Annotated in this window: 20 protein-coding genes; 5 read left to right on the plus strand and 15 right to left on the minus strand. The window is 63.9% G+C overall.

The features are described 5' to 3' along the window. Positions 1–28 precede the first annotated feature (28 nt). Positions 29–3,130, minus strand: a complete 3,102-nt coding sequence (locus NOG11_RS08435) for a TonB-dependent receptor domain-containing protein (RefSeq protein ID WP_256619307.1) — start codon at positions 3,128–3,130, stop codon at positions 29–31. Positions 3,131–3,421: 291 nt separating this feature from the next. Between NOG11_RS08435 and trxB the strand changes: the two genes are divergently transcribed. Further along, positions 3,422–4,438, plus strand: coding sequence for a thioredoxin-disulfide reductase (trxB, locus tag NOG11_RS08440; RefSeq protein WP_256619308.1), 1,017 nt, complete (start codon positions 3,422–3,424; stop codon positions 4,436–4,438). Between the two features lie 60 nt (positions 4,439–4,498). Here the strand turns inward: trxB and NOG11_RS08445 are convergent, their stop codons facing one another. Next, positions 4,499–4,849: a hypothetical protein gene (locus NOG11_RS08445; protein ID WP_256619309.1), complete on the minus strand. Its 351-nt coding sequence runs from the start codon at positions 4,847–4,849 to the stop codon at positions 4,499–4,501. Between the two features lie 247 nt (positions 4,850–5,096). After that, entirely contained in the window at positions 5,097–5,849 is a 753-nt protein-coding gene (gene surE, locus NOG11_RS08450; protein ID WP_256619310.1) for a 5'/3'-nucleotidase SurE, read from the minus strand. Positions 5,850–5,975: 126 nt separating this feature from the next. Here surE and NOG11_RS08455 point away from each other — a divergent pair, with 126 nt between their 5' ends. Next, positions 5,976–6,266 carry a hypothetical protein gene (locus NOG11_RS08455; protein WP_256619311.1) on the plus strand — a complete coding sequence of 97 codons (291 nt, stop codon included), beginning with the start codon at positions 5,976–5,978 and terminating at the stop codon, positions 6,264–6,266. A 218-nt stretch (positions 6,267–6,484) separates the two neighbouring features. Here NOG11_RS08455 and serS read toward each other — a convergent pair whose 3' ends face one another. Next, complete coding sequence (gene serS, locus NOG11_RS08460; RefSeq protein ID WP_305888999.1) at positions 6,485–8,122, minus strand: serine--tRNA ligase; 1,638 nt, start codon at positions 8,120–8,122, stop codon at positions 6,485–6,487. Positions 8,123–8,257: 135 nt separating this feature from the next. Then, positions 8,258–8,779, minus strand: a complete 522-nt coding sequence (folK, locus tag NOG11_RS08465) for a 2-amino-4-hydroxy-6-hydroxymethyldihydropteridine diphosphokinase (protein ID WP_256619312.1) — start codon at positions 8,777–8,779, stop codon at positions 8,258–8,260. Between the two features lie 64 nt (positions 8,780–8,843). Between folK and NOG11_RS08470 the strand changes: the two genes are divergently transcribed. Continuing rightward, positions 8,844–9,431 carry a LabA-like NYN domain-containing protein gene (locus NOG11_RS08470; RefSeq protein WP_256619313.1) on the plus strand — a complete coding sequence of 196 codons (588 nt, stop codon included), beginning with the start codon at positions 8,844–8,846 and terminating at the stop codon, positions 9,429–9,431. Next, complete coding sequence (locus NOG11_RS08475) at positions 9,428–10,099, plus strand: uracil-DNA glycosylase (protein ID WP_256619314.1); 672 nt, start codon at positions 9,428–9,430, stop codon at positions 10,097–10,099. Before NOG11_RS08470 ends, NOG11_RS08475 begins: the two co-directional genes overlap by 4 nt. A gap of 6 nt (positions 10,100–10,105) precedes the next feature. Here the strand turns inward: NOG11_RS08475 and NOG11_RS08480 are convergent, their stop codons facing one another. From NOG11_RS08480 to NOG11_RS08520, 9 genes are all read right to left on the minus strand, one after another. Next, positions 10,106–10,732: a hypothetical protein gene (locus NOG11_RS08480; RefSeq protein ID WP_256619315.1), complete on the minus strand. Its 627-nt coding sequence runs from the start codon at positions 10,730–10,732 to the stop codon at positions 10,106–10,108. A gap of 21 nt (positions 10,733–10,753) precedes the next feature. After that, positions 10,754–11,536, minus strand: coding sequence for a bifunctional hydroxymethylpyrimidine kinase/phosphomethylpyrimidine kinase (gene thiD / locus NOG11_RS08485; RefSeq protein WP_256619316.1), 783 nt, complete (start codon positions 11,534–11,536; stop codon positions 10,754–10,756). Beyond that, positions 11,533–12,897 (minus strand): phosphoglucosamine mutase, encoded by a 1,365-nt coding sequence (glmM, locus tag NOG11_RS08490; RefSeq protein ID WP_256619317.1) that lies wholly within the window; start codon positions 12,895–12,897, stop codon positions 11,533–11,535. The genes thiD and glmM overlap by 4 nt, the downstream gene beginning before the upstream one ends. Before the next feature lie 47 nt (positions 12,898–12,944). After that, a complete protein-coding gene (folP, locus tag NOG11_RS08495; protein WP_256619318.1) occupies positions 12,945–13,742 on the minus strand; it encodes a dihydropteroate synthase in 798 nt (265 codons plus the stop codon). Between the two features lie 23 nt (positions 13,743–13,765). Next, the gene (locus tag NOG11_RS08500; RefSeq protein ID WP_256619319.1) at positions 13,766–14,890 is read right to left on the minus strand and encodes a hypothetical protein; all 1,125 of its coding nucleotides are present in this window, start codon (positions 14,888–14,890) and stop codon (positions 13,766–13,768) included. Between the two features lie 106 nt (positions 14,891–14,996). Continuing rightward, on the minus strand, positions 14,997–15,902 hold the full coding sequence (locus tag NOG11_RS08505; protein WP_256619320.1) for a hypothetical protein: 906 nt from the start codon (positions 15,900–15,902) through the stop codon (positions 14,997–14,999). Positions 15,903–16,213: 311 nt separating this feature from the next. Continuing rightward, the gene (gene ftsH / locus NOG11_RS08510) at positions 16,214–18,121 is read right to left on the minus strand and encodes an ATP-dependent zinc metalloprotease FtsH (RefSeq protein WP_256619321.1); all 1,908 of its coding nucleotides are present in this window, start codon (positions 18,119–18,121) and stop codon (positions 16,214–16,216) included. Positions 18,122–18,169: 48 nt separating this feature from the next. Further along, on the minus strand, positions 18,170–19,468 hold the full coding sequence (tilS, locus tag NOG11_RS08515) for a tRNA lysidine(34) synthetase TilS (RefSeq protein WP_256619322.1): 1,299 nt from the start codon (positions 19,466–19,468) through the stop codon (positions 18,170–18,172). A gap of 618 nt (positions 19,469–20,086) precedes the next feature. Next, the gene (locus NOG11_RS08520) at positions 20,087–20,980 is read right to left on the minus strand and encodes a tetratricopeptide repeat protein (RefSeq protein WP_256619323.1); all 894 of its coding nucleotides are present in this window, start codon (positions 20,978–20,980) and stop codon (positions 20,087–20,089) included. A gap of 144 nt (positions 20,981–21,124) precedes the next feature. Here NOG11_RS08520 and NOG11_RS08525 point away from each other — a divergent pair, with 144 nt between their 5' ends. Further along, positions 21,125–22,765 (plus strand): chloride channel protein, encoded by a 1,641-nt coding sequence (locus NOG11_RS08525; RefSeq protein WP_256619324.1) that lies wholly within the window; start codon positions 21,125–21,127, stop codon positions 22,763–22,765. On the opposite strand, the gene NOG11_RS08530 is transcribed toward NOG11_RS08525, so the two are convergent. Next, positions 22,762–25,098: a hypothetical protein gene (locus NOG11_RS08530; protein ID WP_256619325.1), complete on the minus strand. Its 2,337-nt coding sequence runs from the start codon at positions 25,096–25,098 to the stop codon at positions 22,762–22,764. The genes NOG11_RS08525 and NOG11_RS08530 overlap by 4 nt on opposite strands. Positions 25,099–25,170 lie beyond the last annotated feature (72 nt).

The raw sequence follows: 25,170 nt of genomic DNA on the forward strand, positions 1-25,170 counted from the left end.
GACGCTCATAGCGCCCCTCCCGTCGGTCTTAGAACGTCGCGTTCACGCCGAGGAAGAAGAACCGGCCACGCGGACCTGCCGGGCGAGACAGGCTGCCGAGGTACGGTTCGACTTCGGTCAGGTTGTTCACACCGCCGTAGATCTCCAGACCTTCTTTGATCGTGTACGACGCATTGATGTCGTGTACGAAAGAGCCGTCATTGGAGAGGATGTTGGCGAAGTTATCGTCTTCGGCATCGCGGTTGGTGATGCCAACCAAAAGCTGCTCGGATTCGAGGCGACCGCGCCATCCGATGCGGTAGTTGTCACCCAGTTGCCAGTTGGCTCCGAAGTTGACGATCCAGTCAGGACGGGTGGCTTCTCCTTGGTTGTCGAAGACATCGTCCGGCTGCGACGGATCAGGCACCGACTCGTTCTCAAGGAACCGAGTGCCCTGCGAGTTCAGACTGACGGACGACCCCATGCCGAACACATCCGGTGTATCGAAGCTGTAGTCGACGCGCCAGTCGAGGCCAGACACTTCCACCGCGCCGAGGTTGATGAGACCGGAGCGGAAACCGGTGATGAAGCCATCGGTCGGGTCACGATCAATGGAGTCGCAGAACTGGTTGTTGATCGACGGAAGGTCGACGCAGTTTTGAGCGATCTGGAAGGCAGAAAGGCTGTCGATCAGTCCTTCAATCTCGATGTCGTAGTAGTCGAGGGTAACGATCAGTCCGTCGAACAGACCGTCGAACTCACCCGCCGGACGCCACACACCACCGATCGTCAGCGTATCGGCTTCCTCAGGCTCTAGGTCAGGGTTGCCGCCGCTGAAGCCAGGAATGAAAGCCGACACGAAGTTGGTGGAGTCGTAGTTCTCTAGATCAGAAATGAACAAGGCACAGTTCTGTGCACGGAACTCCGAACCGCCATCGATGAAGTTGGGGTTACAGGGGTCGTCGCCAGCATTGAGGCTCACAGTGAACCTGGGCGCGAAGGCTTCGCCGATATTCGGGACACGGATAGCACGAGACCGGGTTGCACGGAAGGTCAGCGAGTCGAACGGAGACCAGCGACCACCCACGTTCCACGTGTCCGTATCTTCGTACACGTCATAGTCGGAGTAGCGGTAGGCACCATTGATTTCGAGCATCTTGACGAAGGGAAGATCGGCCAGAAGCGGAACTTTTAGCTCCCCGAAGAACTCAGAGACCTCGTATTCGCCGTCCGATGGGAAGTCCGGACCACCGCGGGACTCGATCGAACCGAAGGTGAGGCCGCTACGGATCAGAGCATCCGGAGTTGCCGAGGACTGCTCGTTACGGAACTCGTAACCGAGAGCATAGCTGACGGGACCTGCGGGAAGTTCGAAGAACCAGCCGGTATCACCAGCGAGCGTTGCGAGGAAGTTGCGCTGTTCGATATCGTTGCGGGAGACGACTTCCTGAAAGACGAAGGCGGCACCCTCCTCGGAGATCGAGTTCTCACCGAAGATGCTGATCGGAACGCACTGACCGTCGCCCGGCACGAAGGTCGAGATCTGGAAGTTGTCGTTCTGACGCGGGAAGGTTGAGGCGGGCGGGACCACCGCATCCGGGTCGATATCGGCACGGCACACGATCTCACCGGAGTCCGGATCGACGACCGCATCAAGCGCAGCGAAGTAGCGGTCCTCTACGCGGCTGAAGCTGCTGATATCAGCATCCGTACGGCCGTAGTTGAAAGATACCTCGTAGTTGAGGTTGTAATCCTCAACCTGACCTTCAATCCCGCCGACGATACGGAAGGTCTGCCGCTCCGCGACCGGATTGGAACGTGCCGTGACGTCGAGAACGTCCCGCGAGATGACGAGGATCGGGTCTATACCTTCGCCCTCAAGCTGCGCGATCTGGGCTTGCAGCGGTTCAGGAATGAAGGGGTTGTCCAGTGCGATCGGGATATCATCGTTGAAGCCGTTGACCTGGTTCGACTCCTTGGTCCGCGTGGAGACGAACTTCGCATCGAGGAACAGATTGGCGAATTGGGACAGCTCGTAGTTCGTCCGTGCCTGGAACAACACACGATCGTTCTCAGGAAGCAGCAGCTCATCATCGGGTTCCGCCGACACACCGTCGCCGCCTTGGGCATCGAACGCGCCGAGGAAGATGTCGCCAGGATTGTAGGCGCGCAAGACACCACTACCGGAGTCGAAGAACTGACAGGTCGGGATCTCGGCCGAGCCGATCGTGTCACAGCCAACGGTGCCGCCCGAGCCTGCAACTTCGACGAAGGCGCTGGAGAAGCCAGCGGTGTTGCCATCGCCAAGCGCAATCACGCCGCCAGCCGATGAGATGGGCAGGCGCTGATCGACAAGCCAGACGTTGCGGATATCAGAGCTGATACCCGTGGCGTCTTCATTGTTCGGTCCGAGGAAGCCGCGGCCGTTACCTGCGAAGTCGCGGTCGCCAGCGAAGACCGGTTCGGTCATCTGATACTCGATAGCGAAGACCGCCTGACCGCGGCCATCGGCAGTCTCAAAGCCGTTTGCCACAGAGATGAAGAACTCTTCGGCATCGCCGTCATCGGTGATGCCGCCCTGGGTACGAACCTCGAAGCCGTCGAAGCTGGAGCCGTCGCGGAGAATGAAGTTCACGACGCCCGAGACAGCGTCCGCACCGTAGATCGACGACGCACCACCCGTGGAGACATCAACACGGTCAAGAAGGGCTGTGGAGATCGTGTTCACATCGACCGAGGCAGTGCCTTCGATACCGGCCACGTGGCGGCGTCCGTCTTCCAGAACGAGAGTCCGAACGGTTCCCAGCCCACGCAGGTCCAGAAGCGATGCGCCGAGCGGCGTTCCATTGAAGGCTGAGAACGATCCTGGGAGCGACGATTGAAGTTGAGGCGACTCGCGCAGCAGAGCTGTGATGTCGATCTGACCGCTTTCGCGAATGGTCTCGCCGCCAACGGCGATGATCGGGCCAGCAGCATCGAGCGTGCTATCGCTCGCGATGCGCGAACCGGTGACGACGATGACGTCGCGGTCCTCGGACTGCTCCTCGGTCACTTCCTGAGCGGCGGCGTAGTTACCGGCAGCCAGCACGAACGCGCTAGCAGCTACGCTCGCACCCAATGAGAGTTTGTAGGACGACTTTCGGTTTCTCATGAGAACCCCTTCCCGATAGATCGGCCGGATGGCCAAGTCAGCTCATGCACGGCACGCGTTTGGTGCACTGCACAATCATGAAGCTGCGATTAAGGGGGTGTTAGAAGCGGTGTTCAAGTCGCTTACGACATAGTCCGGCAATTTTCGGACGAACCAGCCGTTGTTGTTGTAGTTTTGTCACACGGTTTTGTGTTGGCATGGTCGTCCGAAAGTGTGGCGTCGACCTATCAGAGCTTGAACCCGTGCGCTGGGACCCGCACATAACCGCACCCACAAGATTCGAGGCGTTCCATGGCAGAGACCAAGCACCGCAAACTGCTCATCATCGGCTCCGGCCCTGCTGGCTACACCGCGGCGATCTATGCCGCCCGCGCCATGCTGAAGCCGACCATCGTGCACGGGCTCCAGCCCGGCGGGCAGCTCACCATCACCACCGATGTCGAGAACTTCCCCGGCTTCGCCGATGTCATCCAGGGCCCCTGGCTGATGGAGCAGATGCAGAAGCAGGCCGAGGCCGTGGGCACGGAGATGATCACCGACATCATCACCCATGCCGACCTCTCCCAGCGCCCCTACCGCTTCACGGGCGATAGCGGCGACACCTACACCGCCGACGCCGTAGTCATCGCCACCGGCGCCACCGCGAAGTGGCTAGGCCTGCCCTCCGAGCAGCACTTCCAGGGCTTCGGCGTCTCGGCCTGTGCGACCTGCGACGGCTTCTTCTACCGAGGCAAGACCGTGGCCGTGGTGGGCGGCGGCAACACGGCTGTCGAGGAGGCGCTGTTCCTCACCAACTTCGCAGAGAAGGTGGTTCTCATCCACCGCAGGGATAGTTTGAGGGCCGAAAAGATCCTGCAGGAGCGTCTTCTTAAGCACCCTAAGGTGGAAATTCTTTGGAACCGCGAGGTGGAGGAGGTCCTCGGCACCGAAGAGCCCAAAGGGGTTACCGGCCTGCGCCTCGCCTCGACCACCGGCGAGGAGACCATCGAGATCGACTGCCACGGCTTCTTCGTCGCCATTGGCCACGCCCCGCAGACGAGCCTCTTCAAGGGCCAGCTCGAGATGAACGAGAGCGGCTATATCGACACCGCACCCGACAGCACCGCCACCTCGCTACCGGGCGTCTACGCGGCGGGCGACGTGACCGACGAGATCTACCGCCAGGCCGTCACCGCGGCGGGCATGGGCTGCATGGCGGCGCTCGAGGCGGAGAAGTACCTGGCCGCGCAAGAGGAGCTGGGCGACAAAGCCGCCGAGGAGCAGCACGAGATCGAGCGGCACCTCAGCGAGGAACGGGTCGCGGGCTGAACCCTCCCCCACCCGGTAGAACGAGCCCTCGTTTCGGCGTCGAGACGAGGGCTTTTCTTTTCAGATCACCGCGCCGCCATAGAGCAGCGTGCCTAGTCCGAGGAACACCACCGTGGTCACGGCGCCCGTGGCCAGCACATAGACCCACTCTTTGTCCTTGTCCGCGAACATGGCGAGGCTGATTACCCGGGCCAGGGCACCGGCGGCGAAGGGCAGGACGGAGAAGGCCAGGACGACGAGGAAGATCGAGCGCTGGGACTGCTCGTTGGCGAAGTTCGCCATCGGGATCGCGCCGACGAACAGCACCACGGCGGCCGCGAGGAAGACCAGCGCCACGCTCATCTTCTTGGTGGCGAAGGGCAGGCCGAAGCCGCAGGCGAAGACGAGAGCGAGGGTGATCGCGTAGAGCATGGAGATGGCGTCCTTTGTTCGGTCGGTCGGGCTATGGCCCGCCTTGGTGGAAGAGCCTTTAACGGCCTTGCCCCGAAGTGCAAAGCTTCCGCCAGTCGGCTCTACCCCCTCAGCCTACCGGCAGCTCCCCCACCAGTGGGGAGCGAAATAGAGAGCGAGCGCTGGTTCTCCTTTCCTCCCCCACTGGTGGGGGAGGTGCCCGAAGGGCGGAGGGGGCTGCGCTCTCGATGGGAGAAACCCAGACTTCCTAAAACACCCCGGCAAACCGCTCCAAGGTCTCGTCATCGGTGAGCTGCAGGTGAAGCGGCGTGATGGATACCCGCTTGTGCCAGAGGGCGTGGATGTCGGTGCCCTCGGCAGGCTCCTGCGGCTTCCCCTCGAAGCCGAACCAGTAGTAGCGGCGCTGGCGCATATCCATGCGCTCCTCGACGAAGAGTTCGAGACTGTCGCGGCTGCCCTGACGGGTGAGTTCGACCCCCTCCACCTCCTCCGGCTCGCAATTGGGGAAGTTGAGGTTGACGACCACCTTGTCCCCCCAGCCCTTCTCCAGCAGCTTCCTGAGGATGCCCGGCGCGTGCGCCTCGGCGGTGTGGAAGGGCGGCTTGTTGCGGTCCTGGCGCACCTGGGAGAGCGCTACCGAGGGGATACCGATGGTCATACCCTGGAAGGCGGCGGCGATGGTGCCCGACATGGTGACATCCTCGGCGACATTGGCGCCGTTGTTGATGCCGGAGAGGATGAGGTCCGGGCGGGCATCCTTCAGGAGGTGCTCCACGCCGAGCTGGACGCAGTCGGTGGGCGTACCGTCAACGGCGTAGCGCTGCGGCCCTACCTTCCTGATCCGCAAGGGCCTGGTCAGGGTGATGGAGCGGGCCATACCGGACTGGTCCTGCTCCGGCGCTACCGTCCAGACATCGTCCGAAAGCTGGCGGGCGACGGTCTCGAGGCTGGAAAGCCCCTTGGCGTTGATGCCGTCATCGTTGGAGCAGAGGATGCGCATGGATGGTCCGCCTTTGGTCTCGAGTTGGGCGCCCTCTAACCACTCGCCGCTCTTCACGCGCAAGCGTTCACCTGAACACAATCGTGCCTTGTCTAACCTGTAGGCCGGGCCGACATTACCGGCGAAGTGGACAAGCTCATGGACGACAAGTCCGTCGAAGATTTCTGGCTCTCGGGCCTCGTGATCGGCAACCGCATGTGGCGCCTCTCGATGGGCGACGCCGCCGCGGGCAAGGAGGCCCAGCGCATGGTCAGCGAGAAGGTCGCCGCCGCCGCCCAGGGCTATCTCGACCTCTCCATGGGCCTGATGACCGGCGACAAGAAGAGCTGGGAAGACCCCTACGGCACCTTTGCCAAGGCGGGCCGGAAGACCCTGCGCAGCAATGCGAGAAGGCTGGCGGGGTATCGCGGGCGGTAGGGCGGCGCGGGAAGCTTTCCGCCGTCAGACCGGCTTGCAACACGCATTCGGTCGCGAGCACCGCCCACATTTCATAACAGCAAAACTGTCAACGTCATCCCGGCCGAAGCGAAGCGGAGAGCCGGGACCCATGGACCGCTCGGTTGTACCAGTTGCAACGTCCGGTCCATGGGTCCCGGATAAACCTTACGGCTTTCCGGGATGACGGTGGGAAGCGACTACCCCCGCTCGATCACGTCCTTGCCCATCAGCGGCTTCAGCACGTCGGGCACGGCGATCGAGCCGTCTGGCTGCTGATAGTTCTCGAGCACCGCGACCATGGTGCGGCCCACCGCCAATCCCGAGCCGTTCAGCGTATGGACGAACTGCGGCTTCTTCTCGCCTTCCCTGCGGAAGCGGGCGTTCATGCGGCGGGCCTGGAAGGCTCTCGTGTTCGAGCAAGAGCTGATCTCCCGGTACTGCCCCTGGCCGGGCAGATGCACCTCGATGTCGTAGGTTCTGGCCGCGCCGAAGCCCGTATCGCCGGTGCAGAGCAGCATGGTGCGGTAGGGCAGATCGAGGCGTTTCAGCACCTCCTCCGCACACCCCGTCATGCGCTCATGCTCCTCGTCCGACTTCTCGGGGGTCGTGATCGAGACCAGCTCCACCTTGGAGAACTGGTGCATACGGATCATCCCCCGTGTGTCCCGGCCAGCCGAGCCAGCCTCGGCCCGGAAGCACTGGGTCCAGGCGGTCATCCGCTTAGGCAGCTCCTCCTCGGACAGGATGCTCTCGCGCACGAGGTTAGTGAGGGTGACCTCGGCAGTGGGGGTGAGGTAGAAATGATTAGTTCTCTCGGTCCATTTTTCTGGTGCAATCTCACGATACTTCGACACCGCCTTGGCTCGAGATTTGGCGAACTGGACTTCTGACATAAAAATATTAGCAAACGCCTTTTCCGAATCAAACTCGTATTCGAGAAGCTTACCGGCATCTTCTTCTGTGAACTTACCCCCTTGCGTTACACGCTCATAAATCTCGTCGACAACTTTCGTATCGTCTTCCGTTATATTAGAGTTATCGACGATAGCTTGAAAGGTAAGCAAGTCCTTCTGCTTGATAGCTGCGGTCAAGGCTTTCAGTACCGTTTGCTCAGCGACGTGGGCTGATCGCAAAAGCCAATCTGACGCCTCAAACAAGTCCTCACCAAACTTCGGAAGCTGTCCAGTGCCAACCAGTGACTCCGGATTAGTCAAAACCGGCGGCAGCACCTCCTCATAGCCGAACTCCTCCGTATGCAGGTTCAGCATGAAGGTGGCGAGGGCCCGCTCCAGCTTGGCGAGGTCCTTCTTCAGCACCACGAAGCGGCTGCCGGAGATCTTGGCCGCCGCCTCGAAGTCCATCATGCGTAAGGATTCGCCGAGGTCCACATGGTCGCGCGCCGCCTCAATCTCGCGCGGCGTGCCCCAGCTCTTCAGCTCCTTATTGTCCGCCTCGTCTGCGCCCTCGGGCACGTCGTCATCCATGATATTGGGGATGGGCAGCAGCTCCTCGCGTAGCTGGGCGGCCAGCTCACGCTCGCGCTCCTCCAGCTCCTTCACGCGGGCTTTCAGCGCGCCGACCTCCTCTAAGGCGGCCTGCGCTGCGGCCTCGTCGCCCTTGCCCTTGGCCATGCCGATCTTCTTGGAGACCTGTTTTTGCTCCGCCTGCGCATCGTTCATCGCCTTGACGGTGGCCGCGCGCTCCTCGTCCAGCGCGACGAGGGAAGCCGAGCGCATCTCCGCCCCCCGGCGCTCCATGGCGCGGTCGAAGGCGGCCTGGTTCTCCTTGATCCAGCGGATGTCGTGCATGGGGCTCTCCTTGATCGCGCGCACCATAGGGAGAGATTTTGTGGGGGCAAGCGGGCGGTTCCCGTGCCTCCGTCATCCCGGAAAGGCAAAGCCTTATCCGGGACCCATGGACCATCCCGTTCGGATCATTTCGGCGGTTCGGTCCGTGGATCCCGGATAAGCCTAGCGGCTTTCCGGGATGACGGTCTTGGTGGCCGTCACCTCACTGAGCCGGGCCAGCATCTCCTCCGCCCCCTCCCCTGTCAGAGGGTGCACCCATTCCGATGCCACATCCCTCAGCGGCAGCAGCACGAAATCACGCTCGGCGAGCCTTGGGTGAGGCAAGGACAGCGCCTCCCCCTCCCGAACCTCCCCGCCCAGCGCCAAGAGGTCTAGGTCCAGGGTCCGCGGCGCATAGCGCAGCGCGGGGTCATCATGACGAACCCGCCCGAAGCCCGCCTCGATCGCCTGGAGCCCCGTCAGAAGCGCTTCCGGCGAGAGCGCCGTTTCGAGCCGCGCCACCGCGTTCACGTAGGGCGGCTGTGAAGGGTCGGGCCAGGCCGGGCTGCGGTAGAGCGGCGACAGCACAACATCCGTACCAAGAGAAGAAAGAGCCGCCGAGGCCCCCCTCATCACCTCCTCGCAAGACCGCCCAAGGAACGGCTTGTTCGAGCCGAGGCCGATCAGCGCCGCTCTATTTGTCACTGACCCGCTCCTTTGCTAAGGCGCGATTCGATACTTGAACCTGAGCTGATAGAGCAAGCATATTATGAGTGACTGGATGGGGCTCGACCCCGATGACCGCACCGCTGTCTTCATCGACGGCGCCAACCTCTACAAGACGGCGAAGACCCTGGGCTTCGACATCGACTATAGAAGCCTCCTCGCGCGGCTGAAGCGCGAGACACGGCTGGTGCGCGCCTCCTACTACACGGCAATGCAGGAAGATCGGGACTCGGAGCACTCGCCCCTGAGGCCGCTCGTGGACTGGCTCGACTATAACGGCTTCACCATGGTGACCAAGCCCGCCCGCGAGTTCGTGGGCCAGGACGGGCGCAAGCGCTATCGGGGCACGACCGATATCGAGCTCGCCGTGGACATGGTGCTGATGGCCGAGAAGCTCGACTGCATCGTGCTCTTCACCGGGAACGGCGACTTCAAGCCCGCCATCTCCCGCATACAGAGCATGGGCTGCCGGGTCATCTGTGTCTCCACCGTCAAAACCCAGCCGCCCCTCGCCAGCGACGACATCAGGCGGCAGGCGGACCTGTTCGTGGACCTCACCGAGCTCGAGGACGTCATCGCCAGGAAAGACGCCCCCCGGCGCGAGCCGCGAGCCTCCTTCGAGGAAGAGTGACCACCACCGCCCCGCCCGAGGCACCAGCGGACTGCCCCCTCTGCCCCAGGCTCGTGGAGTACCGGCAGGAGAACGAGCGGCTGGAGCCCTCCTGGTTCAACGGCGCGGTGCCGAGCTTCCTACCCGAAGGCGGAGAAGAGGCCGTGCGGGTGCTGATTGTCGGGCTCGCACCTGGCCGGATGGGGGCCAACCGCACGGGCCGCCCCTTCACCGGCGACTGGGCGGGGGATCTTCTCTACGCGACGCTTCTCAAGTTCGGCCTGGCGGCGGGCGAGTACGACAAGCGGCCCGATGACAGCCTTCGCCTCAAGCACACCATGGTGACCAACGCCGTGCGCTGCGCCCCGCCGGAGAACAAGCCGACGGGCCACGAGACCACCACCTGCCGCAACTTTCTCAGCTCTCGGATTGAAGCTCTGCCCAACCTTAAAACGCTGGTCTGTCTGGGCAAGATCAGCCACGACAGCACCGTGCGCGCGCTGGGCGCGAGGGTCGCGGCCCACCCCTTCGGCCACGATACGAGCTACGCCATCGAGACCGGTGGCAGAGCCCTCCGCCTACGGTCGAGCTACCACTGCAGCCGCTACAACACGAACACCGGCAAGCTGACCACGGAGATGTTCGAGACCGTCATCGGTAGGGCGGCGGCGGATGTCGGCGCCGCCTGACAGACGTCAGCGCGCATCCGCACACGCACCGTACTGATAGGTCGCGAGCATGGAGAAGTCCTGCGCCTTACCTAGTGCACTGACCTCTCCTGCCATCTGCCAACGGACGGGGCGGGGCCAGCCCTGGACTACGGCGAACTCCGTCTCCTGCTCGAAGCGCTTCAGCTTGGCCACCATCTTGACCCGTTGTGGTTTGGTCAGTTCGGCGCGGTAGCTCTCGACGAATGTCGGCGAGGCTTCATCGGCGAGCCGAAGGGTGAGAAGCGCGTTCTTCGATAGATCGACCCCGCCCATATCGGCGCTGCCTTTCGGAAGGTCGGCGGCGATATAGATCGCAGGGTTGTCCGTCGCCCTCCAGGGCAGGTCCAGCTTCTCGGCGACATCGGCATAGGTCGGAAAACCCATCATGGGCTTCTCGCTGTCATCCCCGTCCCGCTCACTTTCGATCTTCTCGCCATCGGCATCGAAGGCTTCGAGCTCGTCCGTCTCCTGATCGTAGCGGATGGTCATGAGTTCGGTCTCGCCGTTGCTGTTGCTCTCCATGGTGATTTCATAAGAGCAGGCTGAGGGATCGGGCGCATCGCTGACAACGTGGTCGGTGAGCGAAGAGATCGCGAGGAGAAGGAGTAGCATGGTGTGATCTCCAGTGCCGCTCTAGGAGCGGGCGGCGTTCCAGACCGTGTGGGCGATAGGACCGTGGCCTCGCCCGAAACCCGGCGCCGCTTCGATCGCGTCATGGACGTAGCGGACGGCGCGCTCGGTTGCTGTACTGACGGAAAGACCCTGGGCGATCCCCGCGGCGATGGCGGAACAGAGGGTGCAGCCCGTGCCGTGGGTCGAGGTCGTCTCGATGCGAACGCTCTCGAAGGTCTCCTTGGCGCCGACGCTGTAGAGCCGGTCGGTCACGGTCTGCTCCTCCTCATGCCCCCCTTTGACAAGGACATGCTTCGCGCCGCGGCTGAGAAGCATGTCGACGGCCTTCTGCTCGTCAACCTCGCCCGTCAGCGCGCGCAGTTCGGGAATGTTCGGCGTGATGATGGTGGAAAGAGGAACCAGGCGCTTCAGAAACAACTCGGCCAGACCCTCGCCCGCCAGCGCATCGCCGGAGGTAGCCACCAGCACCGGGTCGAACACCACCGGGACGGCAGGATTCCTTTCCAGTATACTGATCACCGCCTCTGCGACACTAGCCGTTCCGATCATGCCGATCTTGAAGGCGTCCGCTCCGATATCGTCGAGCACTACTTCGATCTGCTTACGAACGATCTCGGGAGACATCTGAAAGATGTCGTGCACCGCCACCGTGTCCTGAACGGTGATCGCCGTGATCGCCGTCGCCGCATAACCGCCCAGCGCCGTCACCGCCTTGATGTCCGCCTGAATACCGGCCCCGCCGCCCGAGTCAGAGCCAGCGATGATGAGGACCCTGCCTCTCACGAAGCCTTCTCGACCGCTTCGCAGATATCGTCCACGACGTTCTGGACGAGGGCTTTGTCCTCGCCCTCGGCCATCACGCGGATGAGGGGCTCGGTGCCGGACTTGCGGATCACCGTGCGGCCCTTGTCGCCGAGCTTCTCGTCCGCCGCCTCGATCGCCTTCTTCACACTGTCCGCCGCAAGCGGATTCCCTTCCGTGTAACGAACGTTTTTCAGAAGCAAGGGGTAGGGCTCATAGTTGCTCGTCACTTCGGAAACGGGCCGCCCGCTGTCGTGCATCACCCGAAGGATGTTCAGTGCCGTGATGAGCCCGTCGCCCGTTGTGGCGTAGTCCGAAAGGATGACGTGGCCGGAGGGCTCACCCCCGAGGTTGATGCCGCGCTCGCGCATGGCCTCTACCACATAGCGGTCGCCCACCTTGGTGCGCACGAGGTCGAGCTTCTGCCGCGTAAGGAATTTTTCCAGGCCCATATTGCTCATAATGGTCGAGACCACGCCGCCGCCGGTGAGGTTGCCGTGCTTCTTCAGCGAGCAGGCGATGGTGGCGAGGATCTGGTCGCCATCGACAATGCGGCCCTTCTCGTCGGCGATGATGACCCGGTCCGCGTCGCCGTCGAGGGCGATGCCGATATCGGCGCGGTACTCGCGAACGGCGGCATGGAGTTTCTCCGGGTGCGTCGAGCCCACGCCGTCATTGATGTTAGTGCCGTTCGGCTCTACACCGATGGTCTTCACATCGGCACCGAGCTCCCACAGCACCACGGGCGCTACCTTGTAGGCGGCACCGTTGGCACAGTCGAGCACCACGCGGACGCCGTCGAGGTTGAGGCTGCGCGGCAGGGTCGCCTTGGCAAACTCCGTGTAGCGAGGACCCGCGTCATCGATCCTCTTGGCACGGCCGAGCTTGCCCGCGGGCGCCAGCGCCTTCTCCGCGTCCTCCTCCATCAGGGCTTCGATATCGAGCTCGGTCTCGTCGGAGAGCTTGTAGCCGTCGGGGCCGAAGAACTTCAGCCCGTTATCGTGATAAGGGTTGTGGCTGGCTGAGATCATCACGCCTAGATCCGCCCTCATCGAGCGGGTCAGCATCGCCATGGCCGGGGTCGGGATCGGCCCGAGAAGGAGGACGTCCATCCCCGCCCCGATCAGCCCGGCGGTCAGCGCGGGCTCGATCATGTAGCCTGAGAGCCGCGTATCCTTGCCGATCACCACCCGGTGGCGGTGCTCGCCGCGCAGGAAGTAGCGCCCCGCCGCCGTCCCCAGGCGCATCACGCCCTCAGGCGTCAGATGCCCCTTGTTCGACATGCCGCGCACACCATCGGTGCCGAAGACCTTGCGCTCGCGCAGCTTCTCGTCTCGGGCCATGTCTCTTGTTCCTTCCAGGGCTTGTCCGCCCCCTCTAGCGGAAGAACCTAACCGTTAGAAGAACGGGGCGGGGCAATCGCGTCGGCTACGCGCAGCGCCTGTCTGGTCGCTTGCACGTCGTGCACCCTGACCCAGTCCCAGCCTGCCTGCTGCGCGCGAAGGGCTGCGGCCACCGAGCCCCCCAGCCGCTCTCCCGGACCGGCGATGGCCTCGATGAAGCGTTTGCGGCTCGCGCCCATGAGGAGGGGCACGCCCAGTTCACCGAACCGCTCAAGCCCGCGAAAGAGAGCGAGGTTGTGCTCCAGCGTCTTGCCGAAGCCGATGCCTGGGTCGGCGATGAGGCGGCTCTTAGCGATCCCGACCTCTATACAGGCGTCGATACGAGATGAGAGATACCGTATCACCTCCGAAATGACATCGCCGTAGCATGGGTTCTGCTGCATGGTCTCCGGCAGCCCCTGCATGTGCATGAGGACCACTTGGCAGCCGAGCCGGGCCGCTGTCTCGAGGCTTCGAGGCGAGTGGGTCAGGGCCGAGACATCGTTCCAGATCGTGGCCCCTGCGGCGACGGCGGCTTCGGCCACCTCCGGCTTCCTGGTGTCGATGGAGAGGGGTGTCCGGCTGCGCTTCGCCAAGGCTTCGATCACGGGCAGCACCCGGAGAAGCTCCTCATCGGCAGGCACCTTGCCAGCGCCGGGCCTCGTGCTCTCGCCGCCGATGTCGAGGATGTCCGCCCCCTCGGTTTCCAGCTTCAAGGCGTGCTCCACGGCGGCATCTACTGCGAGATAGCGCCCGCCGTCGGAGAAGCTGTCCGGGGTGACGTTGACGATGCCCATGATCTTCATGGGCGCCGCCTATCAGAGGGCGCCTAGCCGCGGAAGCGGCGGCGCACGAAGGAGATCGAGCTGCGCTTGCCTTGCGGCTCCGCCCGCTCGCCCGAAGCGGCGGCGAACATGGCGCTGGCAGGCCCCTCTTCCGGCGCGCGGTCACGGCGCATCATCACCGGAGCCTCAGCGAAGTGCTGCTCGCCGGTATCCGCGAGGTCGAACTCGTCGTCGTCCTGGGTGTCGAGGGAGATGTCATCGTAGCGGCCGGGGTTCTCCGGATCGACCAGCAGGTCGCCGATGATGCGGCCGTAAAAGCCCATCTGCGCGCTCGTCATGTAGAGCATCAGGAGGCCGTAGAGGCCCAATGCCGGGATCACCAGGTCCGTGGCGAAGAGGCCCAGCATGACCATCTGAACGACGAGGCTCAGCACGCCGATCAGGAGGGCGAAGAGGATGAAGCTGCCGAGCAGTTTCCAGAACCGCCCTCCCGACAGACCGAAACCCCGCTTGAGGCTGAGATCCTCGGTGACGGCGGCGATCCCCGGCCAAAGATAGAGGCGGACCGAGAACCAGATCAGCGTCAGGATAGCCGCAAAGCCGAGCACACCGCCGATGATCGCTGCCGGCACGCTCTCCGGGCCGCCAAGGGCTGCCGCCGCGCCGAAGAAGCCACCGATGGCCGCGCCGGTCAGCACCAGCATGACGAGGACGAAGAGAAGATAGGCCAGGATCCACCCGGCGATCAAGTAGAGCTCCGCGCGGCCGAAGAGAGGCAGCACGCCGCCCCGCGGCTCACGCCCGGCACTCGCCCTGATCAGGGCGGTGTAGGCGGGGACCATCAGGATCGAGGAGCCGAGCGAGACCGCCAGTAGGGCGAAGGTCTCGGCGGGGCTCGCCTCGTCATAGGTCACGGTGCTGCCAGCGCTGCTGGTCGTGCCGATCCAGCCCGCCACCGCCGCGCCGACATCGACGCCGAGCTCCTGCATCGCCACGGCATAGGGTGCGAGAATGGCCTCGGCGCCGCCGAAGGCGTGGGCGATGATGCCGATGCCGATCCCGTAGAGAAGGATGGTCGGCCAGCCGAGCCGGAGGAGAATGGAGAAGCCCTTGAACCCAAAACCAAAGGCGAAGGCGATCGCATCGATCGCTTGAAAGTTGCGTTTCATCGGTAAGGGTTCCCTGCCCTGAGAACGAAGTAACACCCCGTTAACATCCCAGAGCCGTGAGGGGAACCCTGAAGCGCCGGTTTGGTAACCGGCGCTTCAGGCTCGGTCAGACGTTCTCGGCGGCGAGGTGCTCGCGGGTAGCCATCAAGTCGCCAACGACCCTGCCAGCGAAGCCGGTCTGCGCGACGCTCTGATAGATCTGCGAGACGAGCTGCAGAAGCAGCGGCAGGAAGACCATGTTGAAGGCTGCAAAGCCGAGGCCGATCAGCTCGATCAGACCGCCCAAGAGGCCGACAACGATCGAGATCAGGACCCAGGAGCCGAAGAGCTTCCAGAACCTCCCGCCGGTCAGACCGAACGCTTCAAGCGGCGCGATGCGACCCGTCACGGCGGCATGGTAGGAGAAGAGGCTGAAGCGGGTGCCGAACCAGATCAGAAAGGCGATGAACGCCAGGATCAGGATGATCGCGATCGGTCCGATGGAGTCCTCGGTGAGCTGTCCCTCGAGCAGCGCGCCGGAAATGCCGAGCGGCACGGCGATGCCGAGAGCTGCGACGAGGATCACCAGCAGGAAGATCAGGACGGAGAGGATGACGGCCACCAAATAGGCCACCTCAGGACTGCCAAAGGCAGGAAGGAAGCCGCCCCTGACCTCCACCCCGGCCGCCTCACGGGTCATGGCCACGAGAGCCGGAACGAAAAGAATCAGCGCGAGAAGCGCTCCGGCGCTGGCGAGGATGACCGAGCCGGTCCACTCCTCGGGATTGATCTCGAAACCCTTGTTCATGAACACCGAGCTGGAGCCGAACATGCCCTCCTCGGTCACCTCGACATTAGCGCCGGTCTCCGTGCCGCCGAAGTTGAAGTCCACGCCCTGCTGCATGAGGAAGAACGCGATCCCCGTCAGCAGCAGCAGCGGCAGCCAGCCCAGCCTGAAGAAGGTCGGCAGGCCCTTGATGCCGTAGCCGAGGCCGTAGGCGATGGCCTCGATGGCGTGAAAGTTCGGTCTCATGGTGGCGGGCTCCCTTGATCTCTTACTTGAAGGTAAGAATGCCTAGGGGGTCGCGCAATGCTCTTTTGCGGAAGCGTGAAGTATCGGAGCAGGTCGGTGAAAGGCGTTCACGTACTTTGTCGGGCGCCGCAGCCCCTCCGCCCCTCCGGGGCACCTCCCCCACGGGGTGGGGGAGGAATGCAGAAGAGCTGCCTCGCCGATACTTCGCTCCCCCTCACTGAGGGGGAGCTGCCGGTAGGCTGAGGGGGAGCGGCCACTAGCGCCCTCTGTCCGCCAACAAAAAGCCGGCCCGAAGGCCGGCCTTTGTCGTTCTATGCGCCTTGCGGCTCCGGTCCGCCTAGGGGACCCTGACGCGGCTGGCCTGCACTGGGCACCGAGCTCGGCGGCGGCCCGGAGGGCTCTGAAGGCTCGTCGCGAATGATCCGCTCTCCCTTGATGAGCGCCTTGATCTCCTCGCCGGTCAACGTTTCGTATTCGAGAAGACCCTGGGAGAGCTTCTCCCAGTCCTCGGCATGGGTCTCACCGAGGATCTTCTTGGCGAGCTCGTAGCCCGTGTCTACGAGGTGGCGGACCTCCTCCTCGATGATCTTCGCCGTGTCGCCGGAGATCGACTTGGAGCGGGCGATGGACTGGCCGAGGAACACCTCGCCCTCATCCTCCGCATAGGCGATGGGGCCGAGCTTCTCGGACAGGCCGTACTGGGTGACCATGGCTCTTGCGATCTTGGTGGCTTGCTCGATGTCCGAGGAGGCGCCCGAGGTCACGTTGTCCATGCCGAACTTCAGCTCCTCGGCCACGCGGCCGCCCATGAGGATGGCGAGGCGGCTCTCCATCTCGATCTTGCTCATGGAGAAGCGGTCGCGCTCAGGGAGCTGCATGACCATGCCTAGCGCTCGGCCACGGGGAATGATCGTGGCTTTGTGCACGGGGTCGGTCTTGGGCACGTTGAGGGCGACGATGGCGTGACCAGCCTCGTGATAGGCGGTCAGCGCCTTCTCGTCCTCGGTCATGACGGTGGAGCGGCGCTCGGCACCCATCATGATCTTGTCCTTGGCGTCCTCGAACTCCTTGTTGGTGACGATGCGCTTACCGCGCCTTGCCGCCAGAAGCGCTGCCTCGTTGACGAGGTTGGCGAGGTCCGCACCCGAGAAACCAGGCGTGCCGCGGGCAATGTCGCGGATCTTCACGTCGGGGCCGAGGGGCACCTTCTTGATGTGCACGCCGAGGATCTTCTCACGGCCCACAAGGTCAGGGTTCGGCACCACCACCTGGCGGTCGAAGCGGCCTGGACGCAGGAGCGCCGGGTCGAGCACGTCGGGGCGGTTGGTGGCGGCGATGAGGATGATGCCCTCATTGGCCTCAAAACCGTCCATCTCCACCAGGAGCTGGTTCAGGGTCTGCTCGCGCTCGTCATTGCCGCCGCCGAGGCCCGCGCCACGCGAGCGGCCTACCGCGTCGATCTCATCAATGAAGATGATGCAGGGCGCGTTCTTCTTGGCCTGCTCGAACATATCGCGCACGCGGCTAGCGCCCACACCGACGAACATCTCGACGAAGTCCGAGCCGGAGATGGTGAAGAAGGGCACGCCTGCCTCACCCGCAATGGCCCTTGCGAGCAGCGTCTTACCCGTACCGGGAGGGCCGACGAGGAGCGCGCCCTTCGGGATCTTCCCGCCCAAACGCTGGAAGCGCATCGGGTCGCGTAAGTAGTCGACGATCTCCTCGAGCTCTTCCTTGGCCTCGTCGATGCCGGCCACGTCGTCGAAGGTGACCCGGCCGTGCTTCTCGGTCAGGAGCTTCGCCTTGGACTTGCCGAAGCCCATGGCCTTGCCGCTGCCCGACTGCATCTGGCGCATGGCGAAGAAGATAATGCCCAGGATCAGGATCACCGGCAGAAGGTTGATCAGCACCGACAGGAGAAGCGGCGGGTCCTGCTCGGGCACGACCTCGACGGAGACGTCGTTCTGGTAGAGGAGCTCGGCCACCTGCGCGCCGGAGGGCACAGCCACCACGTAGCGCGTGTTGTCGGCGAGCGTGCCGGAAACCGTGTTCTCCTCGATCACCGCCCGCTCCACCGCGCCGCTTTCGACGCGGGAGCGGAAGTCGGAGTAGCTCATCTGGCTCACGCTCTGGGCAGGCGTGGCGGAGGAGAAGAAGTAGATGAGCATGAGGGCGACGGCGAGCATCAAGCCCCAGACCATCCAGTGACGACCGTTCATTCGTGGTTCCTTTCCAGCTCCCGGACCTCGGCTGATACCGGGAAAGCCCTAATAACGGATCACATCGCCTGCGAACCGCTCTGCCAACAGAGAGTGTGCAGGGAATGTGCCTGCCATGGCAGATAAGAAGCTGTCACATTGCTTCCAACCCGCGAGTGCCTTTGTCACAGCCTCCACTGCCTGTTCGGGCAGGTAGCGGAGCTGGTTACCCTCGTCAGCCAGGCAGGGCAGCGTCGAGATGCGCTGCCTGGCAAGGGTAGAGGTGGCGATATCGCGCGGCATAAGCTGGCCCAAAGGGCGGAGGAGAAGGCCATCGGCTGCTTCTTCGGGCACCGAAACGATGAACCGGCGGTCGTAGAGGTGCCTGGAGCCGGGCGGCGCGGGGACCGGGGCGAGGCCGGGGGTGCCGTCGGCTCGGCCCAGGAGGGCGGCAGGTTCTCGGAAGACGAGATGATCGTAAAAAGGGTCGTCCCGAATGGCGAGCATGGCGCCTGCTATGGTGGTCTCGATGAGAGGTTTGCCCTCGAGTGAACCGATATCGCGGTAAATAGCGGATCCCCCGCAAGCAAAGACAGCTCGGTTGAGGGCCGTATCCGAAGGATGCCATTCGAGTAGCATGGCGTCATCTTTGTCCATCCGCACCGAAGTCCATGAGAGGTCACGATCGAACTTCTCGTAGTGCTCAAGGGGCTCAGCGACACGTTCAGCCGTTCGGCACAAAGCCTCCATCGTCAGCAAATCCTGCTGCTCCAGCGCTGCGAGCAGCGCCCTTACTTGCACCCGCTCGAAGCGCTCGTCCTCGTTGGAGGGGTCGTTGGCGAAGGGCAGGCCCGCCGCTTGCGAATAGGCGCGCAGCTCGGCCCGGCGGATGCCCAGCAGAGGCCGGTGGAGGTTGATGAGGTCCCCCGGCCCCGCCGCGATCTTCCGCTCCGGCTTCATTCCGGCGAGCCCCCTGCCCGCCCCCCGGCGCAGGCGCATGAAGACGGTCTCGGCCTGGTCGTCGGCATTGTGCGCGGTGAGAAGATGCTCAAGCCCCATCCGGTAGCAGGCCTCACAGAGGAGCCGGTAGCGCGCCTCCCTCGCCGCCGCCTGGATACCCGTGTTTGGTTTCTCGCCGCGCCAGACCAGGGTCTCGTGGGGAACGTTTCGCTCCGAACACCATGTCCGCACGGCCTGGGCTTCAGCGGCGGAGCCTTCGCGTAAGCCATGGTCCACGGTGAGCGCCACGACCGGATGCCCCTGACCCACCGCCCAGTGCAAAAGCGCGAAACTGTCCGCCCCGCCGGAAACGGCGATAGCGGCGGGCTCGCCCTCGGGCAGGGGCCAGGTGATGGGCAGCGTGGTCACGGATTGCTTGTCGGGCGGCAACGGATCGAGCGCAACCTCGTAGGGTGGACGCGAGCAGCGGCCACCTTTCCCAGGACCGACCGCCGCAAGGTGGCCGCTGCTCGCGTCCACCCTACGAACTTATCCCCGCCCTCGCAGCTTCGCGTACAACCCTTCTTGTCCGGTCTTGCGGGGGAGAGACGTCACTTCTCTTGGGTTCGGACGGGTCTTCGTGCTGAACCAACGTTCCCCAGACACGCTTCCCACGGCGCAGCGCAGCGAAAACCGTGGGACCCATCACCTGAAGGCTGAACGAGAACACACACGCAGGAGATGGGCACCACGGTCTTCGCCGTGGTGAGCGCCAGAAAGAGACAGTCGGAAGAGAGACCCACCCCGTAGGGCGTCAGCGAAGCTGGCCGCGTTCGGTGCGCCGCGCTTCAAAACGCGGCCAACGGCTTCGCCGCTGTCCGCCCTACGGCGAAGCGCTTGTTGCGAGTCCCCCTCCGCCCTTCGGGCACCTCCCCCGGGCCGGGGGAGAAGGCAGCAAGCGAACCTCTCCCGCCAGGAACGCGAGCGAAGCGAAAGCGAAGTCGAGCCGGCGCTCAAGTAGCGAGCCCGAGCGAGCGGTAGCGCCACTTAGGAGTTACAAGTCACGTCGCGCATGTCCTGCATGCGCCGCCGCAGACTCTCGTCCATGTCGCGGTAGGTCTGGAGGCCCCGTGCCCAGACGCGGCATGCCTCGTTGACCTTGTCGGCGCGGGCGAAGGCCTGGCCGAGCTTGAGGTGGGCTTCGGCGGCGCGGGGGTTGTCGGGGTAGTTGCGCACGAAGTCGAGGAAGGTGCGGGCTGCAGCGCCAAGGTCGCCCTGGGCCAGATAGGTCTCGCCGAGATAGTAGGTGGCGTCGCCCGCCCGGTCGCTATCGGGGAACTGCTCCGTGAGCGCGAGGAAAGCCCGCTCGGCATCGGCGTAGCGCGCTTCGAGAAGCGCCGAGCGTCCGGCGGCGAAGGCTGCTTCCGCATTGGCGTAGGTGGGGAGGGCATCGCCTGCCGCGCCGCCGCCGACGAGGTCGACAGGGCCGCCGGTGACGGGGTCGAGGCTGCCGCCCGAGCGCACCACTTCGGCCTGCCCGCCGAGGCTGAGCCCAGGCCCGTCGCCGTCGGGATAGACGGCTGCGTAGAGCTCGCGGATGATCTGCTGCTGCTGGCGGAGCTGGAAGTTGAGCTGCTCGACCTGGCCGGTGAGGCTCTGGATCTCACGCTCCAGCGCGCCGATGCGCACCAGCGTCTCGGCGTTCATCTGGGGGTCCTGCGCGGCAGCGGCTGCGCGGCCGCTGGGGTCGGCGCCCTGGAAGCGAACCGGGGCACCCTCGCGGTCCTGGCCGAAGACGGCGCCCTGCAGGTCGCGGAGCTGCTCCTCGATATCCTCGAGCCGCGCCTCATCGCCGCCGCGCCGACGCTGCGCCTCGGCATCGGCGGGAAGGCTGCTGGCCGCCGCCAGGAGGGCCGCAAGGCCGAAGGTGATCGCTCTCATGGTGTTGCCCTTGTCACGTCGTTCGAAGGCTGTCGCCTAGCACACACGTTTGTGGCGCCCCAGTTCCAATGCCGCAAGGGGCGGTTTGGAACGCACTGCGCCGCTGGCGAGCCGCGGCGAAGAGTGATAGCGGCGCGCCAGTCCATGAAGTTCTTTCCCGCCATCCGCGCCAATCAGTGGCTCAAGCACTCCGCCGAGCGGGCCTCCGCCCTCAGCGACCTCAAGGTGTGGAGCCTCGCGGCGGTGACCGGTGTGCTGACGGCCTACGGGGTGATCGGCTTCACCCTGGCCATCGAGTGGATGACCGAGACCGCCTACGGCGAGCCGACGGCGATGCTGGCCGAGGGGATCAAGGCGCTGAACACCCAGCGCGCCTTCATCGTGCCGGTGATCGGCGGAGCCCTGGTGGGGCTGCTCCTCTGGGGGGCGAAGCGCAGCGGCATCCTGCCCGATATGCGCTGCCAGGGGGTGGCGGAGGTGATCGAGGCCCGCGCCCGGCCGCCGGGGGCGATCTCGCTGAGGGCCGGGCTCGTCAACACCGCCGTCTGTGCCCTCGCCCTCGGATCGGGATCGAGCGCCGGCCGGGAGGGGCCGGCCGTGCTCCTAGGCGGCGCCTTCTCCGTCGCGCTATCGAAACGGTTCGGTCTGTCGGCCAAGGACAGCCGCACCCTCCTCGGCTGCGCCGCTGCCGCCGCGGTCTCCACCGCCTTCAACGCGCCGATCGCCGGGGTGCTGTTCGCGCTCGAGGTGGTGCTGTCCAACTACGCCCTGTCGATTTTCGCGCCGATCGCGCTGTCCTCGATCGTCGCGACGCTCATAGCCCGCGCCCATCTCGGAGACCTGCACCGCTTCGTCATCCCCGAATATGGCGGCGCGGCGCCCCTCGACTTGGCGCTAGGCATCCCGCTCGGCGTGATCGCGGGGGCGGTGTCGATCGTTTTCCTCGTCGTCGCGGCATGGGGTAGAGGCGCGGTGCGGGGCCTTATCTCCAAACGGCACTTCCCGCCCGCCCTCCTGCCATTGATCGCGGGGGTGGGCATGGGCGGAGCGGGCATCTTCTACCCCGAGCTTCTCGGCTACGGCTACCAGGCCACCACCGAGGCTTTGGCGGGGGGCTATACGCTGCCTTTGCTGACGATCCTCCTCGTCGGTAAGATCTTCACCACGGTGCTCTGCCTCTCCTGCCGCTTCGGCACGGGGGTGTTCTCCGGCGGGGTCTATCTGGGAGCAATGTCGGGCGCCGCCTTCGGCATCGTCGCGGGCATGGTGTTCGGCAACTTCGTCGCCTCCCCCACCTTCTTCGCCATGATAGGGATGGGCGCGGTCTCAGGCGCGATCATCGGCGCACCGATCTCGACCACGCTGATCGTCTTCGAGCTGACCGGCGACTACACCATGACCGCCTCGCTCATGCTGGCGGTGGGGCTGGCCACCGTCATCACGCAGATCTTCTTCGGCACGAGCTGGTTCCACTACCAGCTCAACCAGCGCGGCTACGACCTCTCCGAAGGACCGCAAGGGGTGATCCTCCAGACGATCCGCGTCCGCGACGTGATGCGCCCGGTCCCTGCCTCCGCCGCGCCCCTGGAAGAAGACGCCGCCCGCCTCACCACCGGCCAGACCCTAGGCGAGGCGCTGGCCGAGATGGCGCGCCTGGACGTATCCGCCATGCCGGTGACCAAGGCCAAGGACGACAACCACCTCCTCGGCACCCTCACTCAGATCAGGGCGCTCAGAACCTACAACAAGGCGCTCGTGGACAGCCATATCGAGCATCACCGTTAGGCGGTCGGACAGGTCTCTGCCTCAATCTGACCGAGGTACCACTCCAGCGCCGCTGGCTCGAGACCTGTTGCAAGGGGGGCGTCATCCTGATGACCTCCCTGCTGGAGCGGTTTGTTCCCAAAAAGACGTTCTGCGGACTGCCGTTTTTGTTGGACCGCCGAGCGATACTGTTCATGCGTGCGGCTGTTCGAGGATGCGCTGCACCGTTCGCGCCAGGTGCGGAGGAAGCGTTGGCCTTGCGCGAAAGTAGCGTCGCAAGCATCCAGTCGGCCTTCTCCACCTTTTCGGCAAACGGCCGCTAACTGAGCATAAGGCTCATAAATGAAAGTCCATTTTCTGTTGGAATGCTGCTCCGTAAACGCCTCCATATCCTTGCGCAGCTCCTCTGCCGCCATTCCGTACACCTCGCAGGATGGAGACGTCGACACTGTAGGCATGGCAACCTGCCGAGCGAGCTGTGTTACGGCTTTGACGTAGAGCCCGTGGAGCGTCCCGCACCCGAGAAGCACATAGCCGTTGCTCGTCAGTCTGGGTCTGAAGTCACCACCAAACATCGCATTCGAGGCTTGGCGTATACAGAATAAGAGGTTGTCGGCGGACGCTGACGCATTCGAACAGGTTTGAACGAGGCGCTGCTTGAAGGCAACCACGGTCATGTCCCTGGACACTGACGGAGCGTCCTCAAGAAGCTGGAGGGTAGTGACCGGGAGAGCGCCCGGAGTGCTACATTCCGCGTCCATTGTGCTCGTGTCGTAGCGGCTCTGTTGGGTGCTTCTAGCTAGCGTGCGCTCGTAACCCTTCGCATACCCCCCACCGTCGATCGTCCAGACGGATATCGTGATCCGCACATCTGATCCGACCTGCGCTGCAGAGCAAAACGCGACAGCTTCAGGTGTTTCTCTGGCCGCAAACCCGCCGTTGAGCTCCGAACCACCGATCACGTCTATACTGTTGTGGACGCCCCGTTCGCCAAGCGTCACTGAAGCGTTGCTAAGGTGGCCGGACGACCGGTCGAGAATGAAAGCGTTCAGGCCCGTCAATTTGAAATAGGCGCCCCTCAACTCAGCTGCCGTCTCGAGCGAATACTTTAAGGAAGTCCGGTCGAAACTTTGCTCACCTATCGCCATCGAGCTGACGGAGACAAAGGGGTCGAGGTCAGGAAAGTTTCTCTCCTGCTGCTCAGCATACTGGGTGAAGATCTCAGGAGGCACCGGTATTTTGGCTTGGGAATGTCCTGTCATCCCGGTCGACAGAATCAGCTGGAGTTCTGCCCGATTGAGCGCCCGGCCAGTCAGCAGTTGCCCGACGACGAGTTTCACCCTGCACGAATCGCCACCTATGGGCTCTGTGGTGACTGCCATGGACATGTCGTACCATTGGCACCGACCGTCTTTGACGGGCTCACCATCGCTCATAGCCTGGGCCACAAAGTCACCTCGCACCCGAGTAACCTCGATGCCGACCTCACCTGGCACGGTGCCGCCAGTCATCTGCTCAGTCATCATCTGCGTCATGAGTGGAGTCAGCTCACCCATCATTGCCGTCGCCATGTTGAACGTTGGGATGTTGAGGCGTCGTCCGTCCCGTAGATGTGCTGAAAGCCAAGGGTAGCTCGACAGCCCGGACAAGCCTCCCATCCCTTGCCTCGCCACATCGGGCTGCACGGTCGCCCGAAAACGTTCGCAGTTCAGGGCTTCGTAGCGGACGAAAGCGCCGTCATCATTGCCGACCGTGAACTCGCAGGAATTCTTCCGCACCTGGTAGTTGGGCGGCCAGATGATACTGCCTTCGAAGACGTTCTCCGAAGAAGCCGACCGGTCGATCCTGAACTGGATCTGCATCGCCAGGCGCTCTTCTTCGATCGACGTGTTCAACATTTCCGTATTCGTCGCAATGTCGCGGGTCGACTGCGCTATGTCGCTCGCATCGCGGCTGATGGAGGACGTCTGATCCAACAGCTGAGCGATGTTCGACTCGTCGCTGTTCCCACCTAAGGCGATGATGACGCCAGAAGCGAAGACGATGCCGGTCGATGCGAGGAGAACATGGCTCAGAACCCGGCGGCGGTTTCGCTGGATCGGTCGAGAGACGAGCTCCATCGCCACGTAAAGGAAGACGACGACGCCGAGAAAGAGCAGCGGCCAGAGGACCCGCGGGATCGGCTGCACCAAATCGGCGCCCGCAGTGATCAACCCGCTCAGTGCAAGGATGGCGGCATCCGACGGCCCGAGGGACTCGCGGACATTCTGCAGAATGATCTTCCAGGCCTTCGCCGATCCAAGCCGCCCGAGTTTCCTTGTCAGCGAAACCTGGTTTCTTGGGTTTTGAGTCACGCCCTTGCCAACTCTGCGCTGCCTTCTTAGAGTTTAAGATGAGCAGCTCGAAGGCGGCAAGGTTCACAAGCA

This window comes from Parvularcula maris, assembly GCF_024505085.1.
GTDB classification, from domain to species: domain Bacteria; phylum Pseudomonadota; class Alphaproteobacteria; order Caulobacterales; family Parvularculaceae; genus Parvularcula; species Parvularcula maris.

Coding starts and splice junctions, on each gene's coding strand:
- NOG11_RS08435 (WP_256619307.1), bottom strand. CDS start 3,130: ATGAGAAACCGAAAGTCGTCCTACAAACTCTCATTGGGTGCGAGCGTA.
- trxB (WP_256619308.1), top strand. CDS start 3,422: ATGGCAGAGACCAAGCACCGCAAACTGCTCATCATCGGCTCCGGCCCT.
- NOG11_RS08445 (WP_256619309.1), bottom strand. CDS start 4,849: ATGCTCTACGCGATCACCCTCGCTCTCGTCTTCGCCTGCGGCTTCGGC.
- surE (WP_256619310.1), bottom strand. CDS start 5,849: ATGCGCATCCTCTGCTCCAACGATGACGGCATCAACGCCAAGGGGCTT.
- serS (WP_305888999.1), bottom strand. CDS start 8,122: ATGGTGCGCGCGATCAAGGAGAGCCCCATGCACGACATCCGCTGGATC.
- NOG11_RS08470 (WP_256619313.1), top strand. CDS start 8,844: ATGAGTGACTGGATGGGGCTCGACCCCGATGACCGCACCGCTGTCTTC.
- NOG11_RS08480 (WP_256619315.1), bottom strand. CDS start 10,732: ATGCTACTCCTTCTCCTCGCGATCTCTTCGCTCACCGACCACGTTGTC.
- glmM (WP_256619317.1), bottom strand. CDS start 12,897: ATGGCCCGAGACGAGAAGCTGCGCGAGCGCAAGGTCTTCGGCACCGAT.
- folP (WP_256619318.1), bottom strand. CDS start 13,742: ATGAAGATCATGGGCATCGTCAACGTCACCCCGGACAGCTTCTCCGAC.
- NOG11_RS08500 (WP_256619319.1), bottom strand. CDS start 14,890: ATGAAACGCAACTTTCAAGCGATCGATGCGATCGCCTTCGCCTTTGGT.
- NOG11_RS08505 (WP_256619320.1), bottom strand. CDS start 15,902: ATGAGACCGAACTTTCACGCCATCGAGGCCATCGCCTACGGCCTCGGC.
- ftsH (WP_256619321.1), bottom strand. CDS start 18,121: ATGAACGGTCGTCACTGGATGGTCTGGGGCTTGATGCTCGCCGTCGCC.
- NOG11_RS08520 (WP_256619323.1), bottom strand. CDS start 20,980: ATGAGAGCGATCACCTTCGGCCTTGCGGCCCTCCTGGCGGCGGCCAGC.
- NOG11_RS08525 (WP_256619324.1), top strand. CDS start 21,125: ATGAAGTTCTTTCCCGCCATCCGCGCCAATCAGTGGCTCAAGCACTCC.